The organism is Paenibacillus sp. MY03, from assembly GCF_002165585.1.
Lineage (GTDB): Bacteria > Bacillota > Bacilli > Paenibacillales > Paenibacillaceae > Pristimantibacillus > Pristimantibacillus agaridevorans.
Genome location: NZ_MXQD01000073.1, coordinates 1 through 19315 on the forward strand (window position 1 = coordinate 1; position 19315 = coordinate 19315).

Sequence of the window (19315 nt, forward strand, 5' to 3'; positions counted from 1 at the left end):
AAGTTTGTTATTCGATTCAATCTTGCGATTGTATCGGGCAGTTTCGCTCGTTGTTCAGTTTTCAAAGAACAATCTTTTCTTTCGCTCCAACCAAGTTGTCTCGGCCGGAATTAGAATATACCATGACCTCGATAGATTGGTCAAGCCTTTTGCAAAACTTTTTTTCAAAAAGATTAATTAACTCTCCAGCTGCCCCATCTGTTCGATGTCGCATCGGACCGGATATAATAAAAACAACTATATAAAGGTGGTGTGCTTCATGAAGCTTACTGTGATGACTTTCAACCTGAGAGTGAATGTGTCCTTCGACGGGGACAATGCTTGGCCTAACCGCAAGCAGCAAGTCGCCGATACGATCTTGTCGTATAACCCGGCGATCATCGGCACCCAAGAAGGCAGATACGACATGCTCGAGGATCTAGACGGCCTGCTGCCGGCATATACCCGAATCGGCGAAGGCCGAGCAGGCTACAGAAGCGGCGACGAAAGTCTGGACGAATGCTGCGCGATCTATTACGACAAACGCCAGCTCGCCTTGCTTGAAGAAGGACAATTCTGGCTGTCGGAGACACCCGAGCGGCCTTCCGGGAAAGCTTGGGACGCCGATTATCCCCGATTCTGCACCTGGGCTCGGCTGGAATCTGTTCATCATTCCGGACATCAGCTTTATCTCTTTAATACCCACTTCGACCATATCGGCGAGATGGCCCGCGCCCGAAGCGCGCAGCTGATTCTGGACAAGATCGTTGACATCATCCAACCTTCCGAAGCCCCTTGCATCCTGACCGGCGATTTGAATTGTCACCCCAATGATGCCGCTATCCGCTTGTTGGCCGAACAATTAACCGACGCTTATGGCGCCATTACCGAACCCTTAGGACGGACCTTCCACGCATTCGAGGGGGGGACCCCGGGCGAGCCGATCGATTATATTTTTACAAGCCCTAATGTGACGGTAGAGGAGACCAGCATCATAAGAAGCAACATAAACGGTCGATATCCTTCCGACCATTACCCTGTCGTCGCCAAGCTCTCATTGTAATTCATTAGCGAATGCACCCCATTAACAAGGAGGCTCCATTTTTATGAGCAGTACGAACTTACCGCATCAAAGCGAGGAGCTCGAACGACTTCGCGTTTTGTTGCCGGGCTGGGTGAAAACAAGCAAAACGATGTGCCAGGCCGGCAAGGTGGCCTCCTATATCCCGGAGCTGTCCAAAGCTCCGGCGGATGCGCTTGGCATTCATGTCATCGACTTTTCCGGCAATTCCGTAACTGCTGGCGATTGCGGACTGTCCTTTACGATGCAAAGCATATCCAAAGTTTTCACCCTGCTGCTTGCCTTGATCGACCAGGGGCCGGAGATCGTGTTCGACAAGGTGGGGATGGAGCCGACGGGCGACAACTTTAATTCCATGCTGAAGCTCGAGCTGGTACAGCCGAGCATTCCTTTTAATCCGCTTATTAACGCTGGAGCGATTGCCATATCGTCTCTGATCGGGGGTGACGGTCCCGAAGAGAAGTCCGATCGCGTTCTGCGGTTTTTCCGCCGGTTAGCTGGCAACCCGGAACTTGCCTACGATCTCGACGTCTACCGCTCAGAGGCGCTTAGTGCCGATCTAAATCGCTCCATGGCTTATTTCCTCAAAGATAAAGGCGTCTTGAAGGGAAAGGTCGACGACGTCCTCGACGTTTACTTCCGCCATTGCTCCATAGCCGTAACCTGCAGCGATCTGTCCCGAATGGCGTTAGTGCTCGCGAACGACGGAACGGACCCCCTGTCCGGCGAGGTGCTGATCCCACGCAGATACGTCCAGATCGCCAAAACCTTCATGGTGACTTGCGGCATGTACAACGCCTCCGGACAATTCGCGATCGAGGTGGGCCTGCCTGCCAAGAGCGGCGTCGCCGGCGGCATTTTAACCCTCGTTCCGGGTCGATATGGCATTGGCATCGTCGGACCATCGTTAAATCCGAAGGGCAACAGCATCGCGGGCGTCCACCTGCTGGAGACCCTATCCCAGTCCCTTGACTGGAGCCTGTTCTAGAACAAAAAAACCTCTCGCCCAAACAAATCGGGATGAGAGGTTTTTTACATTATTGTTCGAAGATGGCATATACCTTCCAGGAGCCGTCTTCGGTTTTTTTCATGTAATAATGGCCATCGCTTGATACGGTCTCCGCCTGTTGCTGTCCATCGTATGCATACTTGAACAACCAGGAGCCTCCCGTCGACTTCACGATGGCATAACGGTCGGAGGCGGATACCAGCTCGATGCTGCGTTCCCCCGTCTCCTCGACGCTGATGGCAATGCCGTCGCCGACGAGCTCCTTCATGCCCTCAATATATTGCTCCAGCGAGGTGAGCTGGAATGCCGTATATTGTTTCCCCAGCAAGGACGACAGTCCCTCCAGTTCACCTTGATTAATGGCTGCAAGCTCCGCTTCGTCCGCAGTCAGAATAACGGATTCGAGCTGCTCGAAGCTTGGCAGATCGCCGTCCTGCTGATTTAATGCCCTCTGAAGCATGACGACGGCCTCCGCTCGCTTCGCATGTTGAAAGGGCTTGAACTCAAGCTCCGTTATGCCGTTTACGATGCCTGCCCCGCTCGCTGATGCAATGGCATCGGCTGCGAAATAATCGTCGGCGGGAACGTCCTCGAATGGCGCAGCCTCCGATTCCGCTCCATCCTCCGTCTCCGTCACGTCCGGGAAAGCGCGAACGACCATTGCCGCAATTTCGCCGCGTTCAATGAGCTGATCCGGCTTAAATTCTGTCGTTGTTATGCCGTTTACGATGCCCAGCGAGCTCGCGATTTGCACAGAATCGGCGTACCACTCCTCCGACGGAACATCCTGGAAAGCAGCCTGCGCTTTATCGCTCTTTAGTCCCAGCGAGCGTACGAGCAGCGTTACGAATTCCGCTCGGGTGATGCTCTGCTCCGGCCTGATCTCTACCTCGCCTTCGTCCGTGCGATATCCTTTTAGAAGATCGGCCACGACGAAGTTGTCGAGCTCCCGGTAAGCCCAATGGTTCTCTATATCGACGGGAAAATACATTTCAAGGGTATGCTCTGGAGCCGCGCTTGCAGCCGCAGGCAATATCGATGCAGCAATAAGCATCCCTGCCGCCAAAGCGACTGTGCCTTGCTTCATTGATTTTTTCATAACGAAGTCCTCCTTCAACTGCAGGATTGTTGATTCCTTAATTGCGAGTTCAAAAAGTTCGGTTTTCAGCACCGAGAAGATGGAATGAAAGTAGAAACTGAGGAGCGGAGCGTAGTGGAAGCTACGTGAGCACCGGAAGTTTCGCTTGCGTTCCATATTCGATGTCGAGTACGCTTCTTGGCATACTTCGTGATCAAAAGCGGACTTTTTGAACAACCTCTAAAGAAGGATATCAGAATCCGCAAGGTAGGACTACAGGGAAATACAGGTCGTTTATTCCGAATAGAACACTTTGAAAATAATATCCTGATTGTAATTGCCAAAGCCGCTTCCGAATAAAGTAACGCCGCCTACATGCTCGGCATCCGGCTGAACGCCGATACGGAACGTCCATTGGTTCCGATGCAGGGCGATCTCTCCCAGCGTCACGTTCGACATTCGCTGCCCGTCGATGTACGTCCCGTCCTCCTGTATCCGAATCAGCTTTAGCAGTCCGTATTGATTGACGGATTCAGGCCACCAGCTGGGCGAGAACTTCCCTCGTTTGTTCCCATAGTCGCCAGGGCTCGTCCATGTGCCAAGCTCGCATGCATTCAGTTGGAAGCTAATATCGGAAGGCCAATGCTCATTGACGCCCGGCGCCTCGGAGCCGATCTCGAGCATAATCTCAAGTGCCTCCGGCTGTTGGGAGGTCAGCAAATAATTCGGTATTTTGTATTCCACGAAGCCATGTCCGAACCATAAGATGCCCGCGTTCATTCGTTCGGGATCCAGGAAGTATCTTGGATCGTCGAATTGGCCGATAAAGTTCTCTCTCGTGGCGATGCCGCATGTCGGATGAATGTCGCATTCCGTGTAATGGCCGATCGGGATCATGGTCTCATGCGATTTCATCGCTTGATCACGCTTGTGCGGGAGCTCGATTCGAATGTTTTGCTCCGCCAGCTCGCACATCTTGTGGGTGCCGCCATCCTTGCGCACCATGCGCGTATGCAATAATCCGGCAGCCTCGAGCTTCCGGATGTGCATCGTGACAATGGCGCTGCTCAGGCCAAGCGCAGCGGCTATATCTTTGACGTTCATGGCCTCCGCCGAAAGCAAATTCAATATCGCAAGCCGCACTTCGGAAGCCAGCGCTTCGTATAACGGCAGCCACTTCGCATCCGTATTCGCCTGTATCATCTATCCAATCCCATCCTTCCGCATGCTACTATCATACAACAAAAGAGGACGGATAAGCAGCATCCCGGCTCCTTCTCCGTCCCCGTGAGAGTCGTCATTCAATTAGGATTGCAGTTTCAGGCGAATAACGTTCCATGACGCTTTGTTCAAAATGCTCTCCAGCTTGCCGCTTGCTTCCATTGTCGACCGTCCATCGGCATGGGGCCGCACTTGGTCAGGACGATGCTCCGTATTCGTCGCAAGCAGATCGTCGTTCTCGAGGACGATATGCTCTACGATTGATGCCGCGCCGAAGCTTCTCAGATCGATTTCGAACGGAATCGCTTCCTCAAGCGAACGGTTTACGGCGAACACAGTCACTTCGCTCTTTTCTTCGTTGTAGACGGCGACGGATTCTACGTACGGCACATCCGTGAAGTCTGCGCTGTCATACTTCGGCGATTGAATGAGCGGCACAAGCACTTGACCGCGCCCAAACACGCTTGCATGCATGTAAGGATAATAGATCGTCTGCTTCCATGCGGGACCGCCATTACGCGTCATAATAGGCGCGATGACGTTGACGAGCTGCGCCATGCAGGCCATCTTGACGCGATCCGCGCGCTTTAACAGGCTGATCAGCATACAACCGACAACAAGCGCGTCTTCGTGCGTGTAGACATCCTCGAGCTGCGGCGGAGCGATCGACCATGGGTCCAGCTTTCTGTCGTGATCGTGAGAATGGAACCATACATTCCATTCGTCGAAGGAGAGATGAATCTTTTTCTTGCTCCGCTTCTTCGCTTGCACGTAGTCGGCCGTAGAAATGACCGTATGGATGAACTGATCCATGCCGACGGACTGGGCCAGGAAGTTTTTCGCGTCGCCCTTCTGATTGCCGAAGTATTGATGGATCGATAAATAATCGACTGTATCGTAAGTGAGATCCAGTACCGTAGCTTCCCATTCCGGGAACGTCGACATCGTCCGGCTGGAGCTTCCGCAAGCGACCAGCTCGATTCCTGGATCTACAAGCCTCATCGTCTTGCCCGCTTCGCTCGCGAGACGTCCGTATTCTACCACCGTCTTGCTGCCGATCTGCCAAGGTCCGTCCATCTCGTTGCCCAGACACCAGGTCTTTACGGCATGCGGCGTTTCATATCCGTGCGAACGTCTCAGATCGCTCCAGTAAGAACCCGATGCATGGTTGGAGTATTCCACCAGATTGCGGGCATCGTCGATGCCGCGCGTCCCGAGGTTGACCGCCATCATGGCTTCCGTACCCGCCTTGCGGCACCAGTCCATGAACTCGTTGAAGCCTATCCAGTTCGGCTCGATCGTCCTCCATGCCAGCTCCAGCCGTCTAGGACGATCCGCTACGGGACCGACTCCGTCTTCCCAATTGTAGCCTGATACGAAATTGCCTCCCGGATAACGGACGATTGGCACCTGCAGTCCCTTCACCAGCTCAAGCACGTCCTTCCGGAAGCCCTGCTCGTCCGCGTCGGGATGTCCCTCTTCATATATGCCCCCGTATACGGCTCTGCCCAAGTGTTCGATAAACGAACCGTATATCCGATCGTCTACCTGTCCGATTATAAAGTCTTTGTCCACGATCATCTTCGCCCGTTGAGTCATACCTTTTCCCTCTCCTTCGTTCAAGTTCATGTGAGTTGATAGCTCTATTAAACAACATCACATGAATTAATTCAACACCTAATTTTAACTATATTGAATTCATGTTTTAATTAATTCACATGAAAGATAATTGCACATTCTCCTCGCAAAAAAACCATCAACCTTATGGTCAATGGTTATAGGCATAGCGGCAGAACCGATTCAACCGATGATATGATAGCCGGCATCGACGTGAAGAACTTCGCCGGTAACCGCTCTGGACAATGGACTGAGCAAAAACAGGGTGGAATCGCCAACCTCGTCCTGATCGATATTCCGTCTGAGCGGAGCCTTCTGCTGGATCGTCGACATAATATCGTTGAAGCCCGATACCCCCTTGGCTGCGAGCGTTCGAATCGGTCCCGCGGATACCGCGTTCACACGAATGCCGAATTGGCCCAGATCCTCTGCCAAGTAGCGAACGCTGGCTTCCAGCGACGCCTTCGCCACGCCCATGACATTGTAATTGCGCACGACCCGTTCCGCTCCAATATAGGATTGAGTCACGATGCTGCCGCCTTCGCTCATCCACTTCCTCGCTTCGCGGGCCACGGCAACGAGCGAATAAGCGCTGGCGTCCTGGGCAAGAAGGAAACCTTCGCGAGACGTATTGGCATATTCCCCCTTTAACTCATCTTTGTCCGCGAAAGCAATAGAATGCGCGACTCCGTGGATGATCCCAACGCGCGCCCCTATTGCGTCGAAGGCAGCCTGTATGCTGGCGTCCTCCGAAATATCGCAGCTTACGGTCATAAGCGGCTCAATGCCCTCCTCCTCCAGCAGCTGGGACAGCTTCTGAAAGGAACGTTCCTTCCGGTAGGTAAAGATGAGGCTCGCTCCTGCTTTATAAAGCGATCTGGCGATGCCCCATGCGATGCTTCTTTCGTTCGCTACGCCCATAACGACTATATTTTTGCCCGTCATCCAATTGCTCAATGCGATCACCTCGGATAAGTTATATGCTTGAAATTAGTACCTGGATTTAGTACCAGATACCAATTTATAAATATTGAACTTATCTTATCAATCTTTAACGTTTGGTGTCAATCCGCACTTTGTCAACAAACCGGAGGAGGAAGGTGATAGAATAGGTGCATCCATTCATTATTAACAGCTGAGGAGATTGCTCATGAAGATCCATCCGATTACCATTCTGCGCACGACGGGCCTGCTCGACGGGATATCGCTGCTCTTGCTGCTTGCCGTTGCCATGCCATTAAAATATGTATGGGGACATGACGAAGCCGTGACCATCATGGGTAGCGTGCATGGCGGCATATTCGTCTTGTACGGACTCTCTATTTTGTATGCCGCCCTGAAAGTGAGATGGAGCTTGTTATGGCCGCTTGCCGCATTCGCCGCCGCCTTCGTTCCGCTCGGCAACTTTGTATTGGACTGGCAGCTCAAAAAAGCTCAGTCGAAATATGCCGTGGGATCGATCAACGTTACGCTGCTCGTATACAGCATCGTGTTCTTCTCGTTCTTCGACTTGTTTGCGCAGTTGCCCGTCATGAGTACGTTCGCCACTTCGGTAGGAGCCAGCGCCTTCGTGGCCGGCTTCGTCATCGGCTTGTATTCCTTGTCCAATACGATCGGCAACATTCTGTCCGGCTTTTTGACGGACAAGCTCGGCCCCTTCCGAATGCTCATGGTCGGCTTGCTCTTGTCCAGCGGGGCGCTGCTGCTCTACCATATCGTCGACAGTCCTGCTCTGCTCATCGCCGTCCGCATTATACACGGCTTCGTCGCCGGTTTGATCGTCCCTGCCGCCTTTACCTTTTCCGCCAATACGACGGCTGGCAACGAACAAGGCAAGAAGGTCGCTATTACCGGCACCTTCGTCGGCTTGGCGGCCATTGTCGGCCCCGCTTTCAGCGGGATTACGGCAAGCAAGACGTCCGTGCCGTTCGTGTTTGCTTGCGTCGCGGCGCTTGGCCTGCTGCTTGCCGTGCTATCCGCGCTGTTCCTCAACCATTTAAAGGCGGCGCCGAACAAACAAAGCGATGGCGCTCTAACGCGGCAAGCAAGACCGTTTATTAACGCAGGCATCGCGAAGGCTTATGCTGGCGCCTTCTTCCTCATGTTTTCTCAAGGCGTAATCGCCTACCTGCTGCCGCTCCATGTCCAATCGCTGGGGTACGACTCAAGGTTAAGCGGAACGCTGATGAGCGTGTTCGGCATCGTTGCCGTACTCGTGTTTGTCCTGCCAACCAATCGAATCTTCGACCGGGTCTCTCCTGCCATTACGATGGCTGTCGGAGTGGGACTGATGGGCGTCAGCCAACTGCTCATCGGGCCATCCTCTTCTTCGCTTGCCCTGTATGGCGTTATGGCATTGTACGGCATTGGTTTCGGTTTCTTGTTCCCGTCCATTAACACGATGCTGATCCGCTCGACGCCGTCCGGACGAAGAGGAAGAGCCTACGGCTACTTCTACGCCTTTTTCTCGCTCGGCGTCGTGGCGGGCTCCTCTACGCTAGGATGGTTGTCCCTGGGCATACAGCAAGGGTTTTTGCTGACCGGATTTATTTTATTGGCGGTAGCCGTTGTATCAGCCGTTGGCAAACGGAGCGAGCAGGCGCTCGGTTCCTAGAATCGCTTCATAACTTCTCCCCCGTCCACATAAGTATGGTATGAACCGTATTTCGGAATCCGGAGGGATATTTCATGAAACAAGAGGAGATTCGCGAGCTCGAACGAGCCATCGATGAAATAACGGAGATCGCCCAAGGTTTCGGTCTCGATTTTTATCAGATGAGGTACGAGATTTGTCCGGCCGACATCATCTATACGTTCGGAGCGTACGGCATGCCAACCCGCTTTAGCCACTGGAGCTTCGGCAAAACATTTAACAAGATGAAGATGCAATACGATTTTGGTCTTAGCAAAATATACGAGCTCGTCATTAACTCCAATCCTTGCTACGCCTTCCTGTTGGACGGCAACTCTCTCATCCAGAACAAGCTGATCGTCGCCCACGTGCTGGCGCACTGCGATTTCTTCAAGAACAACGCCAGATTCGGAGTCTCCAACCGCAACATGGTCGAAAGCATGTCCGCTACGGCCGATCGAATCCATCAATACGAGATGCAATACGGCTCGGAAGCGGTGGAGAAATTCATCGACGCGATCCTCGCGATTCAAGAGCATGTCGACCCAACCCTTATCAAGCCCTACCAACTGGACAAAAAAAGGTACATCGAGATGAGCAGCAAGGAGTTGGAATCCCCCCCTGCCAAAGCTTCCGCTTCCGCAAGCGGGGGATCCTTCGACGATCTGTGGGACCTCGATACGGAAGCAGTGGCGGCTGCAGCGGCGCAGGCTGAAGCGAGAGCCCTGGAGGCAAAGCGGTTCCCTCCGCGGCCGGAGAAGGACATCGTCTGGTTCATCGAAGAATATTCGACCGTTCTGGAGGATTGGCAGCGCGATATTCTGACCATGCTGAGGGACGAGATGCTGTACTTCTGGCCCCAGCTCGAGACAAAGATCATGAATGAAGGCTGGGCTTCCTACTGGCATCAACGCATCATCCGCGAGATGGATCTGACAAGCGAGGAGACGATCGAATTCGCCAAGCTTAATTCTTCCGTCGTCGTGCCGTCCCGCCATAGCCTGAATCCGTATTATCTCGGCCTGAAAATATTCGAGGACATCGAGCGCCGTTGGGATAATCCAACGAAAGAGGAACAAGAGCGGTTCGGCCGCGTGCCCGGCAGGGGAAGGGAGAAGATGTTCGAGGTGCGCGAGCTCGACTCCGACATCTCCTTTCTGCGCAATTACTTGACCAAGGAACTGGTCGATGAGCTGGACCTGTATATTTTTGAAAAGAAGGGGCCGGAGTGGAAAATTACGGATAAATCCTGGGAAAACATCCGCGAACAGCTCGTTTACTCCAAGGTGAACGGCGGTTTCCCCTCCCTTATGGTGAAAGACGGCGACTTCAACCGCGTCGGAGAATTGTACCTCACTCATCAGTACGAGGGGACGGAGCTGGATCTCAAATACGTGGAGCGCACGCTTCCCTACGTCGTGCAGCTGTGGGGCAAAAACGTTCACTTGGAGACGTTTGTGGAGGATAAAAAAATCGTGTTTAGTTGCGACGGAAAAAAAACGAGCCGAAAATTCGTTTAATGCGAAAGGAGCAGTCTCGCGGGTCTACAATCGACCTTTGAGGCAGCTCCTTTTATTTGCTTTGTCGTCTATTGAACCTCGACCGGCTTTTTTTTCGTAACGTGAAGATCGCCGGTATATAGGTGGACGAACACTTCGTTAATACCCGTACGGGTAAATGTGTAGTCTGTCTTAAAAGTGTTGTCTCCGGCAAACTCGGCATCTACGATTTCGGTTTCATCGCCGACGCGGATCTCGAAGGAAACGGTCGCCGACTTGTCCAGCTCGATGCCCGTGAATTGTCCGGCCAGCTTTACAGCTTCGTTCCCTTTGGCAGGCGCCGGATCCGTCGTGACCGCAACGTCCACCGAGGCGGGATCGACGGAAGATGCCGAGCCTCCCGAAGAACATGCGGTCAGCGCCGCAAACAGCACGAGAGCCAGCAGTACAGGAGTAATTCTAGAGATGGGATTCGATGTCATCATGCACCAGCTTTCCAAATTAAAGTTCTGCTCCTATCTTACCATCCCCGCCGGCCGCTTCGCATGCCTCCTACGGGCTATAGCTATGAACAACGAGTGAACATTGTCCGAATCGCCGCATTATGCCATGGATAAGCAAGGTCCGGCCGCAAATACTTCCCATGGCAGAAGTGCTCCAATCGCGGGATAGCGGCAGCGACTTTCGCCCAAGCTACTCATGAACCAATACTCCCATTTAGAAAGGATGTTTACGTTCATGAAGAAAGCAGGCCTGTTCGCAGCATTATTGACATGTTTCACATTGGCTTTCACGGCGCCGACCGCGGATGCCAATCGTTACGAGGGTATCGAGCCAAGCGGTAACGCCAATATGAACGCCACTCGCTACAATGGCACAGAAACGATCGGGGAAGAAATGCGGGAAGGCTACAACAACATGAAGACAGGCATGCAGCGCGCGACCAACCGGGTTGAATACGACGTCGAACGCGCCGCTAACAGCGTGGGGAACGGCATGAATCGCGCAACCAATCGGGTCGAGAACGGGGTCCGCACCTATGATACACGAAATGACAACGGAACGGTCAACAATCGTTACCGCGCCATGAACACGACAAACAATGGTTACCGCGCTACCGCGACGACGACAAACAATAATCGCGGCTGGAGCTGGGGCTGGCTAGGTCTGCTGGGCTTGTTTGGCCTTGCCGGCATGAGAAGCCGTGATCGGGAACGCGATCGGGCGTAATTAATGAAACGAAAGCCTCCATAACCGCGCAGCCGCGGTTATAGAGGCTTTCTTCCTTCATAATGCGTGCTTGTTACCGCTTGATGTGCTGCGGCTTAATCGTCGTGCGGGCGATTTCGTCGGCGATCGCGGAAATTTCGTCGTTCATTGCGATCGACTGCATCCCGTATTGGCCGCCGTTCCGATTCGCGCTTCGCACCCGTTCCACCAGCGAATCATCCGAGGTTACATAATAATCGTATTCCGGATATTGCCACAACAGCTGGGACATCACCTGCTTTTCGACGATACGGCGCTTGCCGGAATCGTCCACCGATAAGCCGACCACAACCGTGTCGCCATGTAACGCGACGATTGCTCCCTCGACACCCGGCACCTGCTCGGCGATCCGCGTCAATTGTTCGCTCCCAACCCTTGCCGTACCGTTCTGCGATCGTAAGCCAAGCGGACCTATTCCTTTCGTTGCTTCCGGGCTCCTGGCTTCATAGCCGTCTCTCCGCTCCGGCGCCGTATCGCCGCAGCCGCTTTGCAGCGCGAGAATACCGGATAGGAGCAAGACGTACATCCCGTTTCTCCAAGGCATCATGGATTCATCCACCTCCGTCGTATGCTCTTAACATTCGCAGAGAGGGATGGAAATTATACATGACTTTCCTTACATCCAAAACGGCTGTTTCTAATCCGCCCTAAGGCTTTTTAAATCCTGCGTAACTTTATCAACCATATGAACGAAGGAAGCAAGCTCCTCCGACAACGCCGCCTGATTGCGCGCTTGCTCCGAGGTCTGCTCCGACTCCCGCCGGACCTCTTTCAGCTTCTTGTCGATTTCCTCCAGCTTCTGCCCAATCCCCTCCATAGCGTTACGGGATGAAGCGGCCAGCTTGCGAACCTCGTTCGCAACGACTTCGAATCCGCGTCCGTGCTCGCCGGCCCGCGCCGCTTCGATCGCCGCATTTAGACCAAGCAGATGTGTCTGATCCGACAAGCCGCGGATAAGAATCCCCATCTCGCTAATGCCGTCAAGCTCGCCGCGCAGTTCCTCAAGCAAAATATGCGATTTATCTTGAGATTGCGAAGTCGATATCGCGGTCGTCGCAATTTGATTTGCGCCTTCGTCGAGCTCTGTTATCAATGATGCCAGCTCCTGCACGGCTCCCGTAACTGTCGTTAGCATGGAGGCACGGTCGTCTGCAAGATCCTGGATTTTGACCTGCTCGTGCATATTGTAGGCTTCGAGTACGAATTGCGAATCCAGATTGAACATCTTGGTCAGTGCGAACACGACCTGCTGCCACCGATCCGGCAAAGCTTGTCTCAACACATCGGTCGCGATATCCAGATATATCATGTAAGTACCCAAATACCAGTCCGTCGTAAGTCCAATTCGCGAGTGCACGGCTCCGATCCGGATCCGATTTTCAATGTAAGCGTCGTCAATCCCGCCGTCGGCAAGCGACAGCCAATAAACGCGCTGCGTTTCTTTTAATCTATCTACAGTGCTGACCCTTTCGATTATGGCAACCAGTTCCGGCTCTTTCCCAATCCTGTCGTAGAAGCGGTCGACGACTTGCTTGACGACTTCCTCGAAGATTGGCCGACAACCCTTCAACAATTGCAGATCCAACTCCGTAATTCCGGTAAAATCCAATTGTTTGCGACGTACAGCATTTACTTGTATCAATATACACGGCTCCTCTAATGTAGTGCGATCACTCCTATTATATCGGCATCCGGCAAACTTCTGTAGAGAATATTTGAAGATTAAGTTCAACTTTCTTGACGACGGACAGCCTCTACCCTCGCTTATGGAGAAGGTAAAGGCTGCGTATAGGAATATTAAATCGGAGAGGACTACTTATCGATTCAACAGGCTTCCCACATAGCGCAAGAGCTCATTCGCGCAGACCGGGCAATAGGAATGTTCGTCGATAAGCCGCTTCGATACCTCGTTAATGCGCTTAAGCTGGCTTTCATCCGGCGTTTTCGTCGATGTCGTAATCTTTACAATATCCTTCAGATCGGTAAACAGCTTCTTCTCCACCGCTTCGCGGAGACGTTCGTGACTTGTAAAGTCAAACTTCCTTCCCTTTCGGGAATAGGATGAAATACGAATAAGAATTTCCTCGCGGAACGCCTTCTTCGCGTTCTCCGATACGCCGATTTGCTCCTCGATGGAACGCATGAGACGTTCGTCGGGATCAAGCTCCTCTCCCGTAAGGGGATCCTTGATCTTCGCCCAATTGCAATATGCTTCGATATTGTCGAGATAATTCTCGAACAAGGTGCGGGCGGATTCCTCGAACGAATAGACAAACGCCTTCTGAATCTCCTTCTTGGCGAGACCGTCGTATTCCTTGCGCGCGATGGAGATAAAGTTTAAGTAACGCTCGCGTTCTTCCTTCGTTATGGATGGATGCTGATCCAGTCCTTCCTTTAAGGCGCGCAGCACGTCGAGCGCGTTAATGCACTGCATATCCTGCTTGATCAAGGCACTCGATATCCGGTTGATGACATAGCGGGGATCGATGCCCGACATGCCTTCTTCGGCATACTCGTTTTGCATTTCCTTCAAATCCGCTTCCTTAAAACCCTCGACCTCCTGGCCGTCGTACATCCGCATCTTTTTGACGATATCCATTCCCTGCTTCTTCGTTTCCTTCAGCCGCGTCATAATGGAGAAGATCGCGGCCGATTTCAGAGCGTGGGGCGCGATATGGATATGTCTCATGTCGCTCTGCGAGATCAGCTTGTCGTAAATCTTTTCTTCCTCCGACACCTTGAGATTGTAAGGAATCGGCATGACGATCATCCGGGATTGCAGCGCTTCGTTTTTCTTATTGCTGATAAACGCCTTGTACTCCGATTCGTTCGTATGAGCGATGATAAGCTCGTCGGCGCTGATGAGCGCGAAGCGGCCGGCTTTGAAGTTGCCTTCCTGGGTTAGGGAGAGCAGGTTCCACAGAAACTTCTCATCGCATTTCAGCATCTCCTGGAACTCCATCAGGCCCCGGTTCGCTTTGTTAAGCTCGCCGTCGAAACGGTAGGCTCGCGGATCGGATTCCGACCCGTACTCCGTTATGGTGGAGAAGTCGATGCTGCCCGTAAGGTCCGCGATATCCTGCGATTTGGGATCCGATGGGCTAAATGTACCTATACCGACCCGGTTGTCTTCCGATATAAAGACGCGTTCCACCATAACGGTTTCGATATGTCCGCTGTATTCCGTCTGGAGCCTCATTTGGCAGGACGGGCATAGATTGCCTTCGATCCTTACGCCAAGCTCCTTTTCGATCTCCTGCCTCAGCTCATGGGGAATGAGATGAAGCGGATCCTCGTGCATCGGACATCCTTTAATCGCATAGACGGCGCCACGCTGCGTTCTCGAGTAACGTTCCAGACCTTTTTTAAGCATGGTCACGATCGTCGACTTGCCGCCGCTGACCGGTCCCATCAAGAGAAGAATCCGCTTGCGTACATCCAGCCTCCTTGCGGCAGAATGGAAGTACTCCTCCACCAGCTTCTCTACCGCTCGGTCCAGACCGAATATTTCCTGTTCAAAAAATTTATAAGTCTTGCGCCCTCCAGCTTCCTCGACCCCGTACGATTCGATCATTTCATACACGCGCGAATGCGCGGTCATTGCCGGGGAGGGATCCTGCCTGAGAAGTTCAACGTATTCTTTGAAGCTCCCAGTCCATGCCAACCTCTCGCTCTCCGCCTGGTATTCGGATATTCGTTTGAAAATGTCCATGCCGTGTCTCCTCCCATCGCTTCCAATCTCCGCTATTCCTTCTCCGCTCGGGAAACATTTCCGCGCCAGCCGCCTTGTAGTCCATTTTTTTGTGAAGTATTAAATACCTATGCTTATTTCACCTGGAAATTGACCATTATTTTGTTCGCTGCTCCGCAAATAATCGACAAGTTGCCGCAAGCCCCTGTTATAATAAGGAGATACGCAGATGCCGGAGCCTGCCGGAAGGAGTTGGGTAATAATGGCAGTTATAAAGGAAGAGGAATTGTACCCTCCTATTAAACGTTATTACGAAGCGAGAGGTTATACGGTAAAAAGCGAGGTGATGCATTGCGACCTGGTCGCGATTCATCCCGAGCGCGACGACACAGTCATCGTCGAAATGAAAAAGACGTTCAACCTCGCCTTGCTTCTGCAAGGGGTTGAACGTCTTCGGCTCCACGCCGACGTCGTGCTGGCCGTAGAACGCAATCGCAAAAAAAGCGGCGCCGTCAATCAACGATTCGGCGACTTGACGGAGCTGTGCCGGATGCTTGGTCTCGGTCTGATGACCGTCACTTTCTATAAGACAAAAGCTCCCGTCATTGAAATGTTATGCGAGCCTGGCGATCCTCCTGTTCGAGGCGCAAGGCATCGCAAGCGTGATCGGCTGCTCACTGAATTCAGGGAACGCAGCGGCGACTACAACGTTGGCGGTTCCACGGGCCGCAAGCTTGTGACGGCCTACCGCGAGAAAGCTCTTCGCTGCGCATACGTACTGCAAGCGCGAGGTCCGTCGGCGCCGAAGGCCGTAGCCGCCGCGACCGGCTTCAGCCGCAGCGGCCAGCTCATGCGCGAGAATCATTACGGCTGGTTCCGCAAGATCGATCGCGGCGTATACGCCTTGCAGCCGCAAGGAGCGGAAGCGCTGACGCATTATGGCGACGTGCTGTCGCGCTGGATCGCCGAGACTAGCTTCGAACCGTGAATTCCCCGATCGCCTCGACCAGGCGTTCTACCCCTTGAACCGTCCGGGCTCCCTTGTTATGCGTGAAATTCAGCCGCGCCGTATTGCGCTTCGGCTCGCCGGCATAGAAGGAGATGCCCGGCACAAACGCCACGCCTTTCCCTACCGCGCATCGCAGCAAAGCCTCGGCATCCATTCCCTCCGGCAGATCTACCCACAGGAACATGCCGCCCTTCGGTTTTACCCATGTCAGATCAGACAATCCGCTCTGCTCCAACAGCGAGTGCATTTCCAGCATGCGATCGCCGTATTCCCTAGAGATCAGCGCGATGTGCGCGTCGAGATCAAAGCTTCTCAGCAGTTGACTTAGGATTTGCTGATCCATCGTGCTGGAATGCAGATCTGCCGCTTGTTTCGCTTTGGCCATCATCCTGATAACCCGGCTGTCGCCGATTGCCCAGCCCGTCCGAAGCGCCGGTGCTACCGTCTTGGAGAAGGTGCTCGTATAGATGACGGGATTGTTCTCTGCCGGACCTGCGATGGAGAACAACGAAGGATAATTCTCCTCGGACTTGAACTTGATGTCGCCATAAGGGTCGTCTTCAATAACGAGAAGGCCGTATTGCTTGCATAACGCAACCATACGCTTGCGGCGCTCCTCGCTCCAAACTTTGCCTGTAGGATTGCTGAATGTAGGAACAGCATACAGCAGCTTGGGTCCGTACTGCTTGATCAATGCTTCAGCCGCCTCGGGGATGATCCCTTCCTCGTCGGAATCGGCGGCGACAACCTGGAGACCGTGCAGAGCGAACACCTGCAGGCTGGCGAGATAGGTCGGTTTCTCTACTAAAACGATATCTCCCGGTTCCGTCAGTACGCCGATCAACAAATCGATGGCCTGCTGGGATCCCGTCGTCAAAATCATTTCATCAGGCGTAGCCGCCATGCCTTTGGCTGCCATACGGCCGCACAGCTGCTCGCGCAGCGGAAGAAAACCTTCCGTTAGTCCGTACTGAAGCGCCCCCGTTCCTGCCGTAAATACGCGATCAGCAGCTTCTCGAACGGCTTGTACGGGGAACAACTCTTCTGCCGGAAGCCCGCCCGCGAATGAAATCATATCTTTCCCTTGAGTCAGCTTCAGAATGTCGCGAACGGCAGATGATTTTAAGTTCGCTACATTTGTCGAAAATCGGTAATCCATCGATTATGCCCCTCTCCTGCATCTTTCGATAATTTTCTACATTACATTACTCATATCCTCTATGTTAACAATGTGTTCACAACTTTTAAAGTTTTCTTTTTCTCCACACTTGGTTATAATATCTATAGTTAACTGGAGGTGTCGATGGAATGCTTGGATTGAACTTTTGGATCGTTATCACCGTGTTCGTGTTGTTTATAGCCGCAATCTTGACGAGCTCATACAACGACGACAAAACCAGCGGGCTATAATGCGCTTTTTTTCCGCAAGTACGAATGAAGCTTCTGAACCAAGATCAGCTTGGCGCAGAAGCTTCATTTCGTTTGCGGGCATCGGCCGACAAACTTGCCGTTAGCGGCTATCGCTTGAGAAAGCCCATCTCTCCCATGCATCCTCCGCAAACGTATCTTTCCTTAAACTCTTGAACTTCGTTCATGGAACCGCAGAACACGCATTTTGGGCGGTACCGCTCCAGAATGATGTGATCTCCTTGAACGAATATTTCCACCGGATCGCCTTCGTTCATAAGATACCGCTTGCGCAACGACTTCGGAAGAACGATGCGTCCAAGCTGATCTACTTTCCTTACCACTCCTGCTGGTTTCATCAGTTTCACCTCTTTATGCCTGAATTTATAGTTTTGCGAAACTTTTGCGGACCACCACAATTAATTAATACGTTCGCTATTTGTACAGATTCGACGACAGAAACAAATTTCCTTCCCCTCAAATTAAGTTGGAATTTTCGAAAAATTAATCCAAACCAATGAAATTGTTTTGTCGCAAAGCTTCATATATGACAATTGCAACTGAATTTGACAAATTTAGGGATCTCACATGATCGGTCCTCATCGGCATCTTCATGCAAGTTTCCAGGTTTTCGTCGATCAATGATTGAGGCAGACCTTTCGTTTCCTTGCCGAACACAAAGAAGTCGCCATCCCGGTATTCGAAGTCCGTATAAAATCGGGTGGCACGCGTGCTCGCGAAATAGAAACGTCCTTCGGGATACAGCTCTCTAACCTCCTGGAAGGAATCATGGTACATAATTTGTACGGAATGCCAGTAATCAAGCCCAGCGCGCTTTAGCGTTCTGTCGTCCGTATCGAAGCCCAGCGGCCTGACCAGATGGAGGATCGTGCCCGTCGCCGCGCAGGTCCGTGATATATTGCCCGTATTCGCGGGAATTTCCGGTTCAACCAACACAATGTGAAATGCCATATGAATTGTTGCTCCCGTCTTCATACTAATCTGGTTAATTTAACATTCGCTTAACGTACCGTTAATCTTAAGCGAAATGTCGTCTCCCATAATGGTACTATAATTGGTGGCAAAGGAGACAAATTGATGCGAAAAAAAGTATTGGTCGTAGATGACGAACCATCTATCTCCATGTTGATCGAGTTCAACTTAAAACTTGCCGGCTATGACGTCAGATGCGTCGGCGACGGAGAGGCGGTATTCGATTTGCTCAAGCCTTTCCGCCCTGATCTGATCGTATTGGATCTTATGCTGCCCAAGATGGACGGCATTCAGGTATGCAGAGAGCTTCGCAAGCAAAATAACGCCGTACCGATCATAATGTTAACCGCACTGCAGGACGTCACTGACAAAATCGCAGGCCTCGACAACGGAGCCGATGATTATATGACCAAGCCATTTAGCCCTCAGGAGCTTATCTCCCGGATCGGAGCCTTGTTCCGCCGTTTGCAGACGCTGCCTGGAGCAACGGAAGAGACTATCTATTCCATCGGCAGACTTAATGTCCTTGCCGATCAACGCGAAGTGATGCTGGACGGCAAGCCGATCGAGCTGACGCCCAAGGAATTCGAGCTGCTGCTGTTCCTCTGCAAGCACAAGGGGAAAGTGCTCAGTCGCCAACAGCTTCTGCACGGCGTATGGGATTACCATTTCCTCGGCGATACTCGTATCGTAGACGTCCATATCAGCCATCTGCGGGACAAAATCGAGAAAAACGCAAGGACGCCGGAATATATTACGACCGTCCGCAACGTCGGCTACAAGCTCAACGGCCCTGCCATGACCGAAACCTCTTCGCTGGCCTGAACAAT

Annotated in this window: 17 protein-coding genes and 2 pseudogenes; 7 read left to right on the forward strand and 12 right to left on the reverse strand. The window is 52.5% G+C overall.

The genetic code is table 11. The annotated features are described in order from the left end of the window. Positions 1 to 259: 259 nt before the first annotated feature. Positions 260 to 1042, forward strand: coding sequence for an endonuclease/exonuclease/phosphatase family protein (locus tag B1748_RS33905; protein WP_087572397.1), 783 nt, complete (start codon positions 260 to 262; stop codon positions 1040 to 1042). Between the two features lie 43 nt (positions 1043 to 1085). Beyond that, positions 1086 to 2048 (forward strand): glutaminase A, encoded by a 963-nt coding sequence (gene glsA / locus B1748_RS33910; protein ID WP_087572398.1) that lies wholly within the window; start codon positions 1086 to 1088, stop codon positions 2046 to 2048. A 49-nt stretch (positions 2049 to 2097) separates the two neighbouring features. On the opposite strand, the gene B1748_RS33915 is transcribed toward glsA, so the two are convergent. The 4 genes from B1748_RS33915 to fabI all read right to left on the reverse strand — a co-directional run bounded on the left by B1748_RS33915 (position 2098) and on the right by fabI (position 6930). Continuing rightward, complete coding sequence (locus B1748_RS33915) at positions 2098 to 3168, reverse strand: S-layer homology domain-containing protein (protein WP_179215968.1); 1071 nt, start codon at positions 3166 to 3168, stop codon at positions 2098 to 2100. A 273-nt stretch (positions 3169 to 3441) separates the two neighbouring features. Further along, positions 3442 to 4350 carry an ArsR/SmtB family transcription factor gene (locus B1748_RS33920; RefSeq protein WP_087572400.1) on the reverse strand — a complete coding sequence of 303 codons (909 nt, stop codon included), beginning with the start codon at positions 4348 to 4350 and terminating at the stop codon, positions 3442 to 3444. 102 nt (positions 4351 to 4452) lie between these two features. Beyond that, positions 4453 to 5967, reverse strand: coding sequence for an arabinosylfuranosidase ArfA (arfA, locus tag B1748_RS33925; RefSeq protein WP_087572401.1), 1515 nt, complete (start codon positions 5965 to 5967; stop codon positions 4453 to 4455). A 201-nt stretch (positions 5968 to 6168) separates the two neighbouring features. After that, on the reverse strand, positions 6169 to 6930 hold the full coding sequence (gene fabI / locus B1748_RS33930; protein ID WP_179215973.1) for an enoyl-ACP reductase FabI: 762 nt from the start codon (positions 6928 to 6930) through the stop codon (positions 6169 to 6171). Positions 6931 to 7135: 205 nt separating this feature from the next. Here fabI and B1748_RS33935 point away from each other — a divergent pair, with 205 nt between their 5' ends. Both B1748_RS33935 and B1748_RS33940 read left to right on the forward strand, forming a co-directional pair. Then, positions 7136 to 8599, forward strand: coding sequence for an MFS transporter (locus tag B1748_RS33935; RefSeq protein ID WP_087572403.1), 1464 nt, complete (start codon positions 7136 to 7138; stop codon positions 8597 to 8599). A 74-nt stretch (positions 8600 to 8673) separates the two neighbouring features. Further along, the gene (locus B1748_RS33940; RefSeq protein WP_087572404.1) at positions 8674 to 10137 is read left to right on the forward strand and encodes a SpoVR family protein; all 1464 of its coding nucleotides are present in this window, start codon (positions 8674 to 8676) and stop codon (positions 10135 to 10137) included. 68 nt (positions 10138 to 10205) lie between these two features. Here B1748_RS33940 and B1748_RS33945 read toward each other — a convergent pair whose 3' ends face one another. After that, positions 10206 to 10601, reverse strand: a complete 396-nt coding sequence (locus B1748_RS33945; protein ID WP_143810447.1) for a hypothetical protein — start codon at positions 10599 to 10601, stop codon at positions 10206 to 10208. Between the two features lie 253 nt (positions 10602 to 10854). On the opposite strand from B1748_RS33945, the gene B1748_RS33950 reads away from it, so the two are divergent. Next, complete coding sequence (locus B1748_RS33950; protein WP_087572406.1) at positions 10855 to 11346, forward strand: WGxxGxxG-CTERM domain-containing protein; 492 nt, start codon at positions 10855 to 10857, stop codon at positions 11344 to 11346. A 73-nt stretch (positions 11347 to 11419) separates the two neighbouring features. Here B1748_RS33950 and B1748_RS33955 read toward each other — a convergent pair whose 3' ends face one another. The 4 genes and pseudogenes from B1748_RS33955 to B1748_RS33965 form a co-directional block, all read right to left on the reverse strand. Then, complete coding sequence (locus B1748_RS33955) at positions 11420 to 11932, reverse strand: YhcN/YlaJ family sporulation lipoprotein (RefSeq protein ID WP_087572407.1); 513 nt, start codon at positions 11930 to 11932, stop codon at positions 11420 to 11422. A gap of 90 nt (positions 11933 to 12022) precedes the next feature. Then, a pseudogene (locus B1748_RS38195) lies at positions 12023 to 12331 on the reverse strand (methyl-accepting chemotaxis protein); the annotation flags it as partial. Between the two features lie 249 nt (positions 12332 to 12580). After that, positions 12581 to 13117 (reverse strand): annotated as a pseudogene (locus B1748_RS38200) (protoglobin domain-containing protein); the annotation flags it as partial. Positions 13118 to 13201: 84 nt separating this feature from the next. After that, on the reverse strand, positions 13202 to 15097 hold the full coding sequence (locus B1748_RS33965) for a PrkA family serine protein kinase (RefSeq protein WP_087572409.1): 1896 nt from the start codon (positions 15095 to 15097) through the stop codon (positions 13202 to 13204). Between the two features lie 241 nt (positions 15098 to 15338). Between B1748_RS33965 and B1748_RS33970 the strand changes: the two genes are divergently transcribed. Further along, positions 15339 to 16064 (forward strand): DUF2161 domain-containing phosphodiesterase, encoded by a 726-nt coding sequence (locus tag B1748_RS33970; protein WP_087572430.1) that lies wholly within the window; start codon positions 15339 to 15341, stop codon positions 16062 to 16064. Here B1748_RS33970 and B1748_RS33975 read toward each other — a convergent pair. The 3 genes from B1748_RS33975 to trmL form a co-directional block, all read right to left on the reverse strand. Continuing rightward, positions 16048 to 17244, reverse strand: coding sequence for an aminotransferase-like domain-containing protein (locus B1748_RS33975; RefSeq protein ID WP_087572410.1), 1197 nt, complete (start codon positions 17242 to 17244; stop codon positions 16048 to 16050). The genes B1748_RS33970 and B1748_RS33975 overlap by 17 nt on opposite strands. Positions 17245 to 17602: 358 nt before the next feature. Further along, positions 17603 to 17851 carry an AbrB/MazE/SpoVT family DNA-binding domain-containing protein gene (locus B1748_RS33980; RefSeq protein ID WP_179215969.1) on the reverse strand — a complete coding sequence of 83 codons (249 nt, stop codon included), beginning with the start codon at positions 17849 to 17851 and terminating at the stop codon, positions 17603 to 17605. A 145-nt stretch (positions 17852 to 17996) separates the two neighbouring features. Then, positions 17997 to 18464, reverse strand: coding sequence for a tRNA (uridine(34)/cytosine(34)/5-carboxymethylaminomethyluridine(34)-2'-O)-methyltransferase TrmL (gene trmL, locus B1748_RS33985; RefSeq protein ID WP_087572411.1), 468 nt, complete (start codon positions 18462 to 18464; stop codon positions 17997 to 17999). A gap of 126 nt (positions 18465 to 18590) precedes the next feature. Between trmL and B1748_RS33990 the strand changes: the two genes are divergently transcribed. After that, on the forward strand, positions 18591 to 19310 hold the full coding sequence (locus tag B1748_RS33990) for a response regulator transcription factor (RefSeq protein WP_087572412.1): 720 nt from the start codon (positions 18591 to 18593) through the stop codon (positions 19308 to 19310). The last annotated feature ends 5 nt before the right edge of the window (positions 19311 to 19315 follow it).